8 protein-coding genes are annotated in these 16,938 nt (G+C 43.6%); 6 read left to right on the top strand and 2 right to left on the bottom strand.

The features are described from left to right. Positions 1-236 precede the first annotated feature (236 nt). From HS960_RS13760 to HS960_RS13740, 5 genes are all read left to right on the top strand, one after another. Positions 237-3,434, top strand: coding sequence for a SusC/RagA family TonB-linked outer membrane protein (locus HS960_RS13760; RefSeq protein ID WP_182329547.1), 3,198 nt, complete (start codon positions 237-239; stop codon positions 3,432-3,434). Between the two features lie 18 nt (positions 3,435-3,452). Further along, entirely contained in the window at positions 3,453-5,426 is a 1,974-nt protein-coding gene (locus HS960_RS13755) for a RagB/SusD family nutrient uptake outer membrane protein (RefSeq protein WP_182329545.1), read from the top strand. Between the two features lie 10 nt (positions 5,427-5,436). Beyond that, a complete protein-coding gene (locus tag HS960_RS13750; protein ID WP_153845072.1) occupies positions 5,437-6,168 on the top strand; it encodes a DUF3823 domain-containing protein in 732 nt (243 codons plus the stop codon). A gap of 69 nt (positions 6,169-6,237) precedes the next feature. Continuing rightward, entirely contained in the window at positions 6,238-7,218 is a 981-nt protein-coding gene (locus HS960_RS13745) for a family 43 glycosylhydrolase (protein WP_153845071.1), read from the top strand. Positions 7,219-7,315: 97 nt separating this feature from the next. Then, the gene (locus HS960_RS13740) at positions 7,316-9,571 is read left to right on the top strand and encodes a GH92 family glycosyl hydrolase (protein ID WP_153845070.1); all 2,256 of its coding nucleotides are present in this window, start codon (positions 7,316-7,318) and stop codon (positions 9,569-9,571) included. A 190-nt stretch (positions 9,572-9,761) separates the two neighbouring features. Here the strand turns inward: HS960_RS13740 and HS960_RS13735 are convergent, their stop codons facing one another. Both HS960_RS13735 and HS960_RS13730 read right to left on the bottom strand, forming a co-directional pair. Beyond that, a complete protein-coding gene (locus tag HS960_RS13735; RefSeq protein ID WP_159729323.1) occupies positions 9,762-12,248 on the bottom strand; it encodes a glycoside hydrolase family 95 protein in 2,487 nt (828 codons plus the stop codon). 3 nt (positions 12,249-12,251) lie between these two features. Continuing rightward, positions 12,252-13,496: a glycoside hydrolase family 71/99-like protein gene (locus tag HS960_RS13730; protein WP_182329543.1), complete on the bottom strand. Its 1,245-nt coding sequence runs from the start codon at positions 13,494-13,496 to the stop codon at positions 12,252-12,254. 323 nt (positions 13,497-13,819) lie between these two features. Here HS960_RS13730 and HS960_RS13725 point away from each other — a divergent pair, with 323 nt between their 5' ends. Beyond that, positions 13,820-16,933, top strand: coding sequence for a SusC/RagA family TonB-linked outer membrane protein (locus HS960_RS13725; protein WP_182329541.1), 3,114 nt, complete (start codon positions 13,820-13,822; stop codon positions 16,931-16,933). The last annotated feature ends 5 nt before the right edge of the window (positions 16,934-16,938 follow it).

Raw genomic sequence — 16,938 nt, 5'->3', positions numbered from 1 at the left:
GTATTGATATACAGTTGTTAATGGTGTTTTTGGATACCTGTTAATCTTCTGTTAATCTTCTATTATACCCCTCGCCAATATATTCGTTTTCATACTTAATAACCAATCAAATGAAAGCGAAAAATTATCTTCAACTCTTCCCTAGGGAATAGTGGTAATGGACTGTTTGTAGCAAACAGGTCCTCCCTAAATACATAAACCTAATATATAATTCAATAACCAATTTAAAACAATACATGAAAACAAACTTCATTTTTAATGAAAGGCCACTGCCGTGGAACAAGCTCCGTAGTTACCCTTGGCAGTGGGCATTGTCCTCGCTGCTGCTATTGTCTCCAATGGCAACCATCGCGCAGCAACAGCAGATCGAAGGTAAGGTGCAGACTTCAAAGGATAAGCCGATCGCTGGGGCTTCCATTACAGACCTCCGTACCGGGCAGACAACATCGTCTGATGGTCAGGGACGCTTCAAGATTAGCGCATCGCCGGGAGATAAACTCGTGATCACTTTTGTCGGTTACCGCAAGACTGAAATGATCGTTGGGCAACAACGGCTCATGGATGTATTGCTCAACGAAGATAATACAAGCTTGGAAGAGGTCGTGGTTGTGGGATATGGCACGCAGAAAAAGGCTTCGTTAACAGGGGCGATATCATCGGTGAACAATAAAGAAATCACAGTAACAAAAAATGAAAATGTGGTCAATATGTTAGCCGGTAAGATGCCCGGTGTGCGTATCAGCCAACAGTCGAGCCAACCGGGATCATTTGAATCAAATATCGACATCCGCGGAATGGGTGAGCCCCTGATTGTGGTTGACGGAATTCCCCGTGATAAAGATTATCTGTCACGCATGGATGCCAATGAAATCGAAAGTGTATCCGTATTAAAGGATGCTTCAGCAGCTGTTTACGGTGTGCGCTCGGCGAATGGTGTTCTTTTGGTGACCACACGCCGGGGAAGCAATGAAGATGGAAACTTTGAAATAAACTATTCCTATAATCGTGCCTGGCAAAAGTTTCTTTATGTTCCCAATACGGTGGATGCCCTTGCCTATATGCAGCTTAAAAATGAACAGATAGGTCGCGATTTTAATAGCAATTATCCGGCGAAGATGCCTAATATTTTTGGGCCGGCAGATTTTGAAGCGTATCAGAACGGCACAAAAAAGACATCCAATTATGTCGATGCGGCATTTGACAAAGTATCACCACAATATCAGCACAATCTTTCCATCAACGGTGGCGGCAAGAAAGTTAATTATTTCTTCAACCTGGGCCATATGGATCAGATGGGTGCTTACAAAAGCAAGAGCCTCAACTATAATCGCTGGAATTTCCGCTCCAACATCGATGCGCAGATCACAGATCGTCTGAAAGCATCTTTGGATGTGGGCGGGTATGCCGATGAGACCAATCAACCACGTACGGATATCTGGGCCGTCTACAAACAGGCCTGGAGACAAAGACCTATTGTGCCGATCTATGTCAACGACAATCCCCTTTATCCGAATTTTGAGATGATCGATAACGAAAATCCGGTCGTGGTAACGGACTCCAAACAGACTGGCTATCGTAAATTTTTGCGTAAGCAATTCAACGGTATTATCGCTTTAGACTATAAAGTACCCTTTGTGGAAGGCTTAAATGCGAAAGCAACCTATAATTATGACTTCAAGTACAGTGACAATACGGATTTCAAAAAGTCCTATTTTTTATATAGCTATACACCACCTGTCTATGATGGTAACGGCCAGATTATAACCCCTGAAAAGTATAATGCACATGAGAAAAATGCTCCTACGACCGTGAGGCGGAGTTCCTATCCGGATACACATTCCCTGATGCAATTCTCGTTGAATTATAACCGTCGTTTTGCCGAAAAACATCAGGTCTCCGGTTTGTTGCTTTTCGTCGAAGAATATAACAAATGGGACAGCTTCTATGCACAGCGGGAGATCATGGTCAATTCGGAATATCTATTTGCTGGTGAGGACAAGAACCAATTGGCAAATATGGAAGGTATTGGCGAACGTACAGCGCGAGGTTTGGTCGGTAAGTTCAATTACGATTATTTGGGTAAATACATTGCCGAATTTAGTTTTCGCTATGATGGCTCCTCTAAATTTCCAAAAGAATCGCGTTGGGGATTTTTCCCTGCAGCCTCGGTGGGCTGGCGTATCAGCGAAGAAGGGTTTATTAAAAACAACTACAATTTTATCAATAACTTAAAAATAAGGGCATCCTATGGTAAGCTCGGGGATGACCGTTCGGCAGGTAATTACCCTTCAACCATCGTTGGTTATGCACTGGAACCCAATGAAACGGGATGGATCTTTGGTGGAAACCTCGTGAATGGGGCCTTGCCTACGGCAATTCCCAACCCTAATCTCACCTGGTATACTTCCAAAACTGCTGACGTGGGTTTGGACATGGATCTATGGAACGGCAAGCTGGGCTTGACTTTTGATTATTTTAACCGTAATCGCTCAGGCCTTCTAGCGACAAGCCTTGACTTGATCCCTGGTACTGTTGGTGCCAACCTACCGCAGGAAAATCTGGAAAGCGATCGCACGTTCGGCTATGAGCTCTCTTTGACACATCGCAATAAGATCAATGATTTCAATTATTTTATTAATGCACAGGTTTCTTCTACCAAGAGTCAATTTGTAAACCGCGTAGAATCAAAAGCCGGTAATTCGTACGACAACTGGCGTAACCGCTATTCTAATCGTAATAAGGATATCTGGTGGGGCAAGGAGTACGCCGGACAGTTTGGATCGTATGAACAGATTTATAACCACCCAACATTGGTAAGCAGCGGCACATTGCCTGGTGATTATTACTATCAGGACTGGAACGGCGATGGGGTGATCAACGATGCCGACAATCATCCTATTGCAACGTATAATATGCCTTTGATCAACTATGGTTTTACAGTAGGTGGATCGTGGCGCGGTCTGGATCTGACGATGAATTTTCAGGGTGCAGCAAAAGTGTATGTACAGTATAGTGAGGTACTGGCAGGACCATTGCAGTTTGACGGCGGTGCTTTGACGCAGTTTTTGGATCGCTGGAGACCAGCTGATGCCGGTGCCGATCTATTTAACCCAAGCACACAATGGCTTGCTGGATATTATCCTTCTACTGGCTCTGCCATGGCCGAAGGAACCCGGGCAGTTCAAAATGCCTCCTATCTGCGTCTGAAAACCTTAGAACTGGGTTATTCTCTCCCGCAACAATGGTTGAAGACACTAAAAATAAAGAATCTAAGGATCTATGCGAGTGCTTATAACCTGTTGACATGGACAGGTCTTAAATATACCGATCCCGAGCACCCAGGATCTGCCGGAGGTTCTTCATCGGGTGATATTGATGTGTACAAATATCCCATCAATAAAACCTACAACATTGGAGCATCCATTAAATTTTAATCTCAAAACGAACAAAACATGAAAAAATCAATCGCTATAGCAATCATTGGCCTTTTTCTGTGCTCGGGCATGCAATCCTGTAAAAAAATGGATCTGGATCCACTAGGGGTATTGGGTGAAGATGCGCTTTTTGGAAATGAGGCTGGAGCACGTAAATATGTTGCTGGAATGTACAGCTATCTACCCATAGAAGACTTTGTATATCATCCTGAAAGAGGATTTAGATGGGACAATTATTGGCAAAATTCGGAAACGCTTGCGGCCATGAGCGGCGAGATGACCGGACAATTTTGGGGCGTAGCTGGGGCACAGGGCTTTGGTTACTGGCCATATGATCGCATCCGGAATGTCAATACCCTGATTGCAGGCCTGCCTAAATACAAAACCAATTATACCGAGCAGGGGTACAACCAGATCTTTGGGGAAGCCCATTTTCTACGGGCTTTCTATTATTTTGCTTTGGTTAAGCGCTACGGTGGGGTACCTATTATAAAAGACGTGCAGGATCCAACAGCTGATAAAGAACAGCTCTTGGTTAGCAGAAATAAAGAATCTGAGGTTTATCATTTTATCAATGAAGACTTGCAGGTGGCTATTTCAATGATGTCTGGAAGCAGCGAACGTGGCCGCGCCAACAAATATGTGGCAGCAGCTCTACTTTCCCGCGCCATGTTGTATGCCGGTAGTATTGCTAAATACAGTTCGTATAGCAATCTCTCTGGCGATGCCACAGACAAGCAGTTGGTAGGTATCAAAAAGGAAGAAGCGGAATGGTTCTTCAAACAGGCTTATGATGCTGCAACAACCGTGCTGGCAGGACCGTACAGTCTGTACAATAAAAATGCACAGGATAAGGAACTCAACTACGTAAATTTGTTTTTGGACTTAGACAGCCCTGAGGATATTCTGATCAAGGAGTACAGTCTGACCGCACCGCACAACAACCGTCTCAAACATAGCTACGACGCCACACACTTACCCAATCCGACCTTTTCGAGTGACAATGAGTCTGCGGCATACCCCGTATTGAATGTCGTGGAGTTATTCGGTGAACTTCCAATCACTGATGCCGGTGGAAAACCAGTACGCTATACGGACCGTAAACAGCTGTATGCCGATTTGGAACCTCGTCAGCGGGCCACATTTTACTTCTCGGGAATGGAATTACGCGAAGGCGCCGAAAGACGGAGTTTTGATATTCAGCGTGGACTCTATAAGACCTTTCCCGGTAAGGCTGCTGATGCACAGATGGGCGCGGGTACTGCGACGATAAATAGCGAGTCAAATCGAATCTTGGCTGGCCCCAAAAATAGCCTGTTTGATTACAATGGTACGAAGATCAACATAACAGGCGAGCATGGCATGTGGAAAGATGGACATGCCAACAATACCCGAACTGGATTTTACATCCGTAAATACATTAACTATAAAATGTCTACCAAGGATGTGAAGTTATACAACAGTACACAACCCTGGAAGGTCTTTAGGCTCGCAGAGATACTTTTGAATAAGGCAGAAGCTGCTTATGAACTTGGCCTGATCAAAAATGATGAAGCACTTAAACAGGAAGCATTTCAATACATCGCGCAGATCCGTAATCGTGCTGGTGCCAAGCCTTATCTCTACACAGCTGCTTCGGCAAACCTCTCCGGTAAATATGGTTATCCCCTGGATGGAAATCTGCAATTTATACGCGAGGAGCGCGAACGTGAACTTTGCTTTGAAAATCACCATTGGTGGGATATGCGGAGATGGCGCATTGCAGATGTGGAGCTCAACAACTTTGTACCCAATTCGCTGATGCCTTACCTTGTATTGGATGAACTGAAATATGCTCCGGGCGGTGAACGGATCAACTCCTTTATTTTTATTCGCGAAAAGGAACCTTGGAACAAGACGTTCAACTTTGAAAAGAAATGGTATTATGAACCTATTCCGGGTGGAGAACTGAACAAAAACCCTAATCTATATCCACAGAACCCTATTTACTAACTGAGCGGAAATGAGAACGATATATTTATTTACAGCATTGACAGGCTTGTTATTTTTAAATGCCTGTTCGAAAACAGATAATTACGATGGCCCGAATGCGAGTATGAAAGGGCAGGTCATTGATAAGGTAACGAATAAACCCTTCCTGACCGGACAGGGCGAATTTAGCATCCGTTTGCTAGAAACCAGTTGGAGTGACAATCCCGCACCGCAGGATATTGCCGTCAAGCAGGACGGATCGTATAGTCATACAAAGCTCTTTCAGGCAACGTATACCCTCCAGCCCTATGGCGGTGCATTTTGGCCAGCACAGAAGATCGAAGGTTACCAACTGGGTGCTAATGCAGAGCAAAACTTTGAGGTGACGCCCTACCTACAGATCAAAAATGTGAAGTGGACCTTAAAAGCGGAAAATAAACTGGAAATCTCCTGTACGCTTGCCGCACCTATTACGGGTGGATTGCCGCAAGTGATTGAGGTCCGCCCATTCCTGAGTCTGACACCATACTGTGGGGCTGGCAACCGTATTGATGCGTATTATAAGGATGAATATCGCGCATTGATCAATCAAAACTGGGAAAATATCGGCAATATGCAGACCGGAGAAGGAAAGGAAACTTACACGATCAAGGATATTCCATTGAAATCAGGGTACACCTATTATGTACGGATGGGTGCAAAGGTGCGCGACACTTACGAAAAATTCAATTATTCGGAAGTGGAGGTTATTAAAGTACCTTAAGTAAAGAATCTAAACAATGAGCGGGACTTGGTGCCCGCTACTACTACTCAATACTAAATAATTATTCGGATGAAACAATTTATCAAAGCAGGTTCCAGATGCCTATTGGGCATGACATTATTTTTTGCCACACACTTGCAGGCGCAAGATAATCCATTTATCAAACATATGTATACCGCAGACCCTTCGGCACGGGTATGGGCCGATGGCCGCCTGTATGTGTATGCTTCACATGATATTGCTCCGCCTCAAGGTTGCGATCTGATGGATCAGTATCATGTGTTTTCGACGGCGGATATGAAAACATGGACCGATCATGGTGAAATATTACGCGCCTCACAAGTCCCTTGGGGTAGAAAAGAAGGTGGATTTATGTGGGCTCCGGATTGTGTCTATAAAAATGGTACTTATTATTTTTATTTTCCACACCCAAGTGGTACGGAGTGGAATAAGACCTGGAAAGTTGGTGTAGCTACGAGTAAATCACCAGCAAAAGATTTTGTGGTACAGGGCTATGTAAAGGGTGCCGAAGCACTTATTGATCCGCACATCTTTATCGATGATAATGGACAGGCCTATTTTTATCAGGGGGGCGGTGGTGTCTGTAAAGCGGGTAAGCTCAAAGACAATATGATGGAGATTGATGGTGAATTGCAAAAGATGGAAGGTTTGGAAGATTTTCACGAAGCTTCATGGGTACACAAGTATAATGGAAAATATTATCTGTCCTATTCTGACAATCACGATGAGAACTGGAAAGATGGAGTAAAAGGGGATAACCGCATGCGCTATGCGGTAAGTGATAGTCCAATGGGACCATGGAAATCAATGGGCATCTATATGGATCCGACGAATAGCTATACAAACCATGGCTCCATTGTCAAGTTTAAAGGTAAATGGTACGCTTTTTACCATAACAGTGAATTGTCACAAAAAAATGGCGAATTCAACGATTGGCTTCGTTCCATCTGCGTAGACCGCTTGGAGTACAATAAGGACGGCAGTATCAAGAAGGTAAAGCAGACTGGCTTATTGACAGGTCCCAAATAATCGATGGACACGAAGACGAGATGTTGCCAAAAAAAATTAACTTTAGGGGCGGAACAACTGTTTCGCCCTTAAACCATCGAACACTTAATTGTTTAAAATGCTAACGAAGAATATCAAACGTAAAACCAATACATTGTTACGCACAATATGTTGCTGTTCTCTTCTTTCGGTCAGTATGCTAAAAGGTTTTTCCCAAGCTAAAATGACGAAAGATTATGTTGACTATGTCAATCCTTATATGGGAAACATCAGCCATTTATTGGTGCCAACCTACCCAACGGTTCACTTGCCAAACAGCCTTTTGCGCGTTTATCCTGAGCGGGGAGACTATACTTCAGACCGTCTGTTTGGTCTGCCGCTTATCGTTACCAGCCATCGTGGAAAATCGGCTTTCAATCTTAGTCCCATGGTGAAATTGCCGGGCAGTTTGAAACCGGTACAACTGTATAGTTACGATCAGGAGGAAATACATCCGTATGCCTATTCGGTGCTATTGGATCAAGAGAATATTCAAGTAGACTATGCGCTGTCGCATCAGTCGGGGATGTATACCTTTACGTTTCCGACAACTTCGACAAAATATCTTCAGTTCAACTCACAGGAAGGGAAACTTCAATGGGACGGACAGGGACTTTCGGGTACACAGGATATCGGTAATGGTACGCACGTGTATATTTATGCTATTCCCGAATCCAAGCCAGTTGCGGTGAAGCGACTGCAAGGCCAACAACTGGAAAATGCAACAGAAACTGCAGGTAAGAATTCGTGTATGGTATTGGAGTTTAATCAGGCAGGGACTAGCTTGCGCATGAAATATGGTGTTTCATTTATCGATGTCGCACAAGCAAAAGCCAATTTGAAACGTGAAATCAGCGATTTTGACCAAAAGAAGCTGGCTGAAAAAGGGCGTAAAATATGGAACGATGCTTTAGGTAAAATTGCTGTGGAAGGCGACAATGAGTCCAATAAACATGTGTTTTATACCTCCTTATACCGCACCTACGAACGGCCAGTCAATATTTCTGAGGATGGACGTTATTATAGTGCGTTCGACGGTAAGGTACATCAGGACGAGGGCAAACCTTTTTTTACCGATGACTGGATCTGGGACTCCTACCGTGCACATCATCCATTGCGGGTACTGTTAGAGCCTGGCACAGAATCTTTGATCCTCAATTCTTTTGTTCGGATGTCTGAACAAATGGAGCAGCCTTGGTTGCCTACTTTTCCTGAGATTACCGGCGATAGTAGACGGATGAATTCCAATCATGGTGTAGCAACCTTGTTGGATGCTTACCGCAAAGGCGTGCGTAATTTTGATATCAAGAAAGCCTATCTGGCAGCAAAAGGTGCGATTACAGAAAAGACGCTGGCTCCTTGGTCGGGTAAAGCCGCGGGGAAATTAGACGAATTTTTTAAGGAGAAAGGCTATATTCCAGCATTGTACCCAGGTGAAAAAGAAACGATACCAGAAGTGAACGGTTTTGAACGGAGACAACCTGTCGCTGTAACCTTGGGTACCTCTTATGACTTATGGTGCTTGGCACAGCTTGCTCAAGAATTGGGTATTCAGGCTGATTATGATCTCTTTATGAAGCAATCTTTCAATTATCGAAATCTTTTCAACGAACAGACCAAATTTTTCCATCCCAAAGATGACAAGGGAAATTTTATCATGCCTTTTGATTATGTGTTTTCTGGCGGACAGGGAGCACGGGAGTATTATGGTGAAAACAATGCCTGGATCTATCGCTGGGATGTACAGCACAATATTCCGGATCTGATCAAATTGATGGGGGGAAATGAATTGTTTGTCAAGTACCTCGATGAGATGTTTCAGCAGCCTTTGGGTCGGTCGAAATTTGATTTTTATGCACAGCTTCCCGATCATACAGGTAATGTTGGACAATTTTCTATGGCGAACGAGCCGGCTTTGCATATTCCTTATCTCTACAATTACGCCGGACAACCTTGGATGACGCAGAAACGGATACATAAACTGATCGGTGAGTGGTTTAGAAACGATCTAATGGGGGTACCGGGCGATGAAGACGGTGGGGGGATGTCTGCTTTTGTGGTCTTTTCCCAAATGGGCTTCTATCCTGTAACACCTGGTCTGACTTCCTACAGCATCGGATCTCCATTTTTTCAGAAAGTGAGCATACAGCTTCCTAATGGCAAGTCTTTTGTAATTATCGGCAAGAATGCATCTGCAAAAAACAAATACATTCAATCGGCGAAATTAAATGGGCAGCCGCTGAATGTTCCACAGCTGACCCATGCCGATGTGCTGAAAGGTGGCACATTGGAATTTGTGATGGGGGATAGCGCAAATCGAAATTGGGGAAACTAACAAAGCTTGCTTACCAGCATGTGTATGTCAGAAAGTAAAAAAAGTAAAAAGCGCTGTTGATCATCGATCAACAGCGCTTTTGTTTATGGATAGCTTTGTCCTATTGTCTATACGCTGTAGGATATTCGCCTTGCTTTAAATCGAATAACCAAAACTTTGATAAGCAGCTCAAATATGGATGAACACTCCCTTATTGAAACATATCGGGGGTAATCAAGACTGCTGTACCTTTTGTTCCATTCCGTTCGATCTGTTTACCTGCATAGCTGATACAGACCGGACCACTACTGCTGGGTAGGATTTCGGCTTTCTTAAGCTTACCGTTTTCCCATTGTATATTCACCGTACGATTTCCTCTTGCTTTAAGTCCGGTTACGCTTCCCTGATCCATGTTGTGACTTAGAGCGGGTAGCAGCTCGATGAGGTAATTGTTGTTTTTGTCCCTGACCTGACTTTGCAGCAGCATTTCGGCAATCGCTGCGGTCGCGCCAAAGTTCCCGTCAATCTGGAAGGGTGGGTGATTATCGAACAGATTGGGCAGTGTCTTATCACTGATCAGGTTATACAATAAGCGGTAGGCATGTTCTCCGTCATGCAATCTATTCCACATATTGATTTTCCAGGCCAGACTCCAACCTGTACCATGATCGCCCCGACTTAATAGTGTCTTTTTTGCAGCTTCGGCTAGTTCGGGCGTATTAACGATTGAAATCTGGTTGCTCGGATGCAAACCAAATAAATGTGACGTATGCCTGTGATTTACCTCAGTCTCTTTATAATCTTCGATCCATTCCATAATGCGGCCTGTTTCTTTGCTGATTTGTGTTGGAATAAGTTTGGTTAAGGCAGCTTGACAGCGTTGTCTGAAATCAGGATCGCAATCTAAGAGCTTTGTGGCTTCAACACAATTTTGCAGGAGGTCGCGGATAATCTGTGTATCCATGGTGGCACCGTAGGTAAAACTGGAAACTTCACCCGATGGTAGGATAAAACTATTCTCAGGGGAATGTGAAGGGTTGGTGGTCCAATAACCGGCAAATGATTTACCTTGGGGGATTTTGACCATAAAATCCAAAATAAATTCAGCCGCTCCTTTCATAATAGGATAAGCCTGGACTTTTAAAAATTCTCGGTCGCCAGTATAGTTATAATGTTCCCAGGGGTGCTGCGCCATCCAGGCCGATCCCATGGGCCAAATGCCCTGTACGCCATCGGCTGGAGCTGTGTAGCCCCAGGCATCGGTGAGATGATGTACCACCCAGCCTTTGGCTCCATAGAGCTTGCTTGCGGTACGCTCACCAAAAGGGATTAATGCCTTGGTCAGGTCAAATAGGGGCTTATGCAATTCAGAAAGATTGGTTACCTCGGCAGGCCAATAGTTCATTTGCAAATTAATATTGGTATGAAAATCAGCATTCCAAGGTGGATCCATCTGCCAAGCCCATAAGCCCTGCAAATTTGCCGGCATATGTCCTGGACGGGAGCTGCTGATTAAAAGGTAACGACCAAACTGAAAGAATTTGTTGACTAAGGTATTAGGTACCTTTTGCAATTCTTTTGTCAACCGAATGAGTGAATCGGTGGGTAGTTTTGCGAGTTTATCTTGTTCTGGATCTGGAAGATTCAACTTGACGCGATTAAAATACTGTTGGTAATCTTCTATATGAGCCTGTTTTAACTGTTGATAATGCTGTTTGTTCAGGCTACTGATTACCTTGCGGCAGCTTGCAAGTGGATCAATATCCACCGGGGTTTGTGGATAGGCGATATGCTTCAATCCGGGATAATCCGTAGCAGCGGTGACGATGATGGTAATCTCATCTGCTCCGGTAATCGCTATGCGGCCGTCGGCATTGATAAGTTTACCGCCTTTAAGGATTACTTTTGCAATTGCGGCAAACTTTGTTCCGCGCTCATTGGCGTGAGCAGATTGGCCAATCTGCCCCTGAAGTAGCAATTGTGTGGGATCTGTCGGATCAGCCGTGCAACTGAAATCCTGGGCTCTTTTCCAGGTGAAGTTTAGATCGAGTGCCTGTTTCTTGTTTGCTGTATAATGGATGACCATCGCGTTGGCAGGAGCTGAAATGAATGACTCGCGAAAGAACTTGACACCATTATACACGTAGCTTGTTTGTTGCAATGCACGCTCAAGATCAAGCGAGCGCGCATACTGTTCAGCTTTAAGATGGGGCATATCAAACCATAGTTCGCCAAGCGACTGATAGGGTTTGATGTTTTTGGGTAAGCCCATCAAAGTTGTGTCTGCAAGGTCGATTGCTTCTTTATTTTTACCTTCAAAAAGAAGTTGTTGTATGCGAGGTAGATACATTTTCCCCTTGGGATTATTGGGATCCTGCGGATGACCGGCCCAAAGCGTACTTTCGTTCAGTTGGACGCGTTCATCGGCGACACCACCAAAAACCATAGCACCGAGCTGACCGTTACCTAGCGGTAGAGCTTCCTCCCAAACTCCTGCGGGGCGTGCATAGGATAACGTTAAAGGGCCTGCGGAAAGACTTGCAGCCGATTGAATCTGTGTGCGGTCTGTCCAGAATTGCGTGATCTTATGTTGCCGCTGACTAGCTGGGGCATCTATTATTTTAGTAGACTGCTGTGCCTTAATTGTTGTGTTGCCCATCAGTAGCAGTGCGCAGTATAGGAGCGTTTTTATTTTCATCTTTTAGTTTCTTTTTGGTTGTTTTACGGGGACTGAGGTTTTGGTTTTTAGGTATTTGCTTGCCTGTCCGGTTAACCAAAGATAATGATCATTTGGAAGATTATCTTCAATACCGACAAATGAACCTGTTCCATTAAGTGGGACATCTTTTTGATGCAGTGTCTTGAATATGGCGGTACCTTCATCGACTTCATCAAACATGGCGATGTAGAGCATTTGGGCACCAATTGAAAGGTTATACTGTAATTGTTTCCATAAGAAATTTCCGGAATCACGTGGGACGAACGCACGTGAACTCCCAGTCATGTTAGTCCAGGAGAATCCCGGGAAGCAAAGTGGAGCATAATCGATTTGATGTTGTTTGCACCAGTCCATATCATCTTTGATCAGGGATTTGAACTGATCGAATCCGGCCTGATTATATCGACCAACAAACCAAGGCATAATGATATCTGATTTTTTGATGAGTTCATGCAAAAATGGATCGGATTCAGTATCCTGGTGTAATTCACGCCAATAAGTCGGTACGCCAAGAAGGACGCTATAGCCGTTTTGTTTGAGGTAATTGACAATACGTTCGGCTGTTTTGAGATTATATTTGCGACCGTCGTTAAATCCGATACCCCAAACGGCAATCAGTGGTTTGCCATGATGAAAAAGATAGGTTTTGGCGCGATCCCGCTTTTTGAGGTTCCATTCTTTTTCAAGGGCGGCTACATCGTCCATTAAGATTTTGTCGTCACCATCTTTAATGCCACTAAGGTCGTACATCACGCAGATTGCGCGGTCAAATTCATTGGCTGAACGAATAGCCGAAGTCAGGACCGTATTGAAGTGGTTGCGACCACTGGGGTTAGCGATCTCACCCACGAATCGTTGCATAAATACGCCATCGATTCCGTATTGTTGCATCCATTTAAAATGAAGGTTGACGGAAGAATAGTCATGTGCGCTATAGAGTTTAGCGGGCTTTCCATCTTTTGTCATAAAAGGACTGTCATAGGTTATTTGATAGGCGCTGACGTCTGGCCAAAAATCGATATTTGTAGAACCAGGTTGGAATCCGTTTTTTCCACGGTAATGGTACCATCCGCGGTCTGCACCATCCGTAGGACTATTGAACCAGCCTTGGTAGCCGGCCATAACAAGGCCGCTATACGAGTCGTATTGTTTTTGTGCGAATAGTAAGCCTACCGAAAAAAGTAGACAGATGCCAAGAAGATGGAATTTGAGCGTTTTAGCTATCATATCGATTTATAATTAAGTTATGCCACTAAATATCGATTAACCCAATTAATAGTCCATTAATAAAGTATTAATGGAACATATAAGTATTTGTTTTTAATATAACAACAGCGTTCCAGCTTGGATGCAGCCGGTTGCATTGTTTTTTATACTAAAAAAGTGACAAAGTGAATTTCAATAAATAAAAGTCAATCGATTGCGTTATTTGCGCAATCGATTTCGTGACACCGTTGTTTTGTTCCCATAAAATATCCCTCTAATTTAATGGGCTGAACCAGTCAATCTAATACTAAACTGACAGACTCAATTTTACTAACTATTTAATTATGATTTCAAAATTTACAAGTAACCAAAAGGTAAGCCTGCTTGCTATTGCTCTTCTTGTTGCGTCTTCGCAAAGTTTGTGGGCCGCAGAAATGCCGATTGCATTTAAACATACAGCAAACGAGGCCACGCAGAACCAAGTTACCGGGAAAGTAACTGCAGAAGGTGGTCCTCTTGCGGCTGCGACTGTTTCGGTCAAAGGGACATCGGTATCAACATCTACAGATGCAAAGGGAACATTTGCTATTCGAGCTAAAGCTGGAGATATTTTGCTTGTTAGTAGCGTTGGCTACAAAACCAAAGAAGTGACAGTTACAGGAACGACCCTATCCATTCAGCTGGAAAGTAATAATGAGGCTTTGGAGGAAGTGGTCGTTGTGGGATTTGCTAAACAAAAGAAGGTAAATTTAACCGGTGCAGTACAGGCGATCACGTCAAAAGATCTACAGGATCGTCCGGTTACCAATGTATCTTCTGCGATCCAGGGTAAATTTTCGGGTGTAACGATTACCCAAAATTCAGGACAGCCCGGTAAAGACAACGGTACGATCCGTATTCGTGGGCTGGGTACCATCAATAATGCGAATCCGCTTGTTATTGTCGATGGAATAGAAAGCTCGATGAATAATATCAACCCCAACGATATTGAAAGTGTTTCGGTATTGAAAGACGGACCTAGTGCAGCAATTTATGGCTCTAAGGCTGCAAACGGGGTTATCTTGATTACGACCAAAAAGGGCGGTAGTGGCAAGCCGCAATTGAATTATACAGGCTATGCCGGTATTCAGGATCCAACACGTCTACCGGAGTATATGAACTCTTATGACCATGCTGTTATCTTAAATGAAGCCCTTAAAAATGAAGGGAAGACACAGCGTTTTTCCCAGCAGGATCTTGAACTTTTCAAAAATGGATCTGATCCGGACGGTCATCCCAATACGGATTGGTTAGGACTGCTCTACAAAGGATCGGGCTTTCAACAATCACATAATTTGCAGGTCACAGGTGGAACAGAAGATGTGCAATATATGGCTTCGGGAGGCTACTTAGGACAAAAAGGCGTTATCAAGGTAGCGAGCTCTGACCGTTATAATTTACGCACAAATGTTGGTGCAAAAGTATCTTCAAGACTTCGATTTGATTTAGGACTGGCGTATAATTATCAACGCATCACCGAACCCGTAAACCCCTATACCGGTGATATGGCGCAGATCTTTAGACAGGTAAACCGTATTCCTAGTTTTATTCCTTATAAATACAGCAATGGCGTATATGGTCGTGGTAGCGATGGTAACCCAATTGCTTGGATGGATCTCGAAGCCAAGGATAATATGACCTATAAACATACACAGGTCAATTTCTCCGGCGAATTTCAGATTATGGATGGACTGAAGATCAAACAGGTTGTAGGCTTTCAACCGATTGACAATATGTCTTCCAAATTTGTCAAAGACATCCAATACTATGCGCCAAATGGTGATTTGGGACCTAAGCAAGGGGTGAATAATTTGACTGTTTATAACTTCCAATCCGAACGATTGACTTTTCAAACCTTGATGACCTATGACAAAAAGATTGGTAACCATCAGATCAATGTTTTAGGCGGTTTTATGGATGAAACATTCCGTGCGGATTACTCCAGTGCTTATGCACAAGGTTTCTTAAATAATGATTTTTCGGAACTGAATTTGGGTAGCAAGGACGGAATGAAAGTCGATGGAGGAGCCAAAAAGCTAATATTACGCTCTTTCTTCGGTCGTATCAATTATGCATTTGCGGACAAGTACCTATTGGAAGCCAATGTGAGACGTGATGGAACATCGCGATTCTTGGGAAGCAATCGTTGGAGTACATTCCCGTCGTTTTCAGCCGGCTGGCGTATTTCTCAGGAAGATTTCTTTAAAGAATCTTCTTTGTCCGATGTAATCTCAGAATTGAAATTAAGAGGCGGTTGGGGTAAACTAGGAAACCAACAATTAGCGGCAACATCAGACAATTCATATCCTTCTTCCGACGCTTATTATCCAGGCTTATTTACCATTACTCCTGGTTATAACTATTCTTTTGGTGGTGAGATTAGTTCCGGTGGGGCCATCGTAGAATCGGCAAACCCAATATTAAAATGGGAGTCAACGACAAGTACCAACATTGGTTTGGATCTGAACTTCAAAAATAATCTGGGCTTTGTATTTGAATACTTTGACCGTAAAACTGATGGGGTGTTGTTAAAACTGCCTGTATCGAACTTATATGGTCTTCCAGCGCCTTACCAAAATGCAGGGAAAGTGCAAAATAATGGGGTAGAGCTACAAGTAAACTATCAAAATAGTATCGGAGATTTCAAATATAGCATTGCCGCAAACGGTTCTTATATCAACAACCAGATCAAAAAATGGGCTAGTGACGAACCTCAGGTCAATGGAACTTTCTATATCTATGAGCAGGGACGACCAATCCGTTCGTTTTATGGCTACGAAACTGCTGGAATCTATCGTTCGGACGAAGAATATAAAAACAGTGGCATTCAAGGCGTTAACGGAACTGTAGGTGCTGGTGATATTATCTATAAAGATCAGAATGGCGATAAGAAAATCGATGGAAATGACCGTGTATATCTTGGTTCGCCCGATCCAAAATTTATTTTTGGTCTGACCTCCAATATGAGTTATAAAAACTTTGATCTGAGCCTATTCTTCCAAGGTGCGGCTAAAGTACAGGGCTATCTTTGGGGCGAAGCTATTGGCGGGATCTCGGGATCAGATAAACCGACAACCATTTTTGCAGATCGTTTCAATGCAGAGACCAATCCAAACGGATCTATGCCGAGGGCATTGACCAGTTGGTCACAAAATAGTCCTTCAGGCACACCTTCCGATTTCTGGATCCAGAATGCAAGTTATGTCCGCTTGAAGAATATCACCTTCGGTTATACCTTACCAAAAACGTTTACGGATAGAATCGGTATTAAGGGGGCTAAAGTATACTATAGTGGACAAAATCTCTTGACTTTTACCGGTTTTGCTAAAGGATTTGATCCGGAGGCTCCAGCGGATTCTAGAGGTAATTATTACCCACAAGTGAAAACAAATGTGTTTGGTCTTAACGTAAACTTTTAATTGAA

Origin of the sequence: Sphingobacterium paramultivorum, from assembly GCF_014109745.1 — a bacterium.
In the GTDB taxonomy this organism is placed as follows: domain Bacteria; phylum Bacteroidota; class Bacteroidia; order Sphingobacteriales; family Sphingobacteriaceae; genus Sphingobacterium; species Sphingobacterium paramultivorum.
Note: the sequence above shows the minus strand (reverse complement) of the source record. Positions and strands in the feature narration are given on the sequence as shown.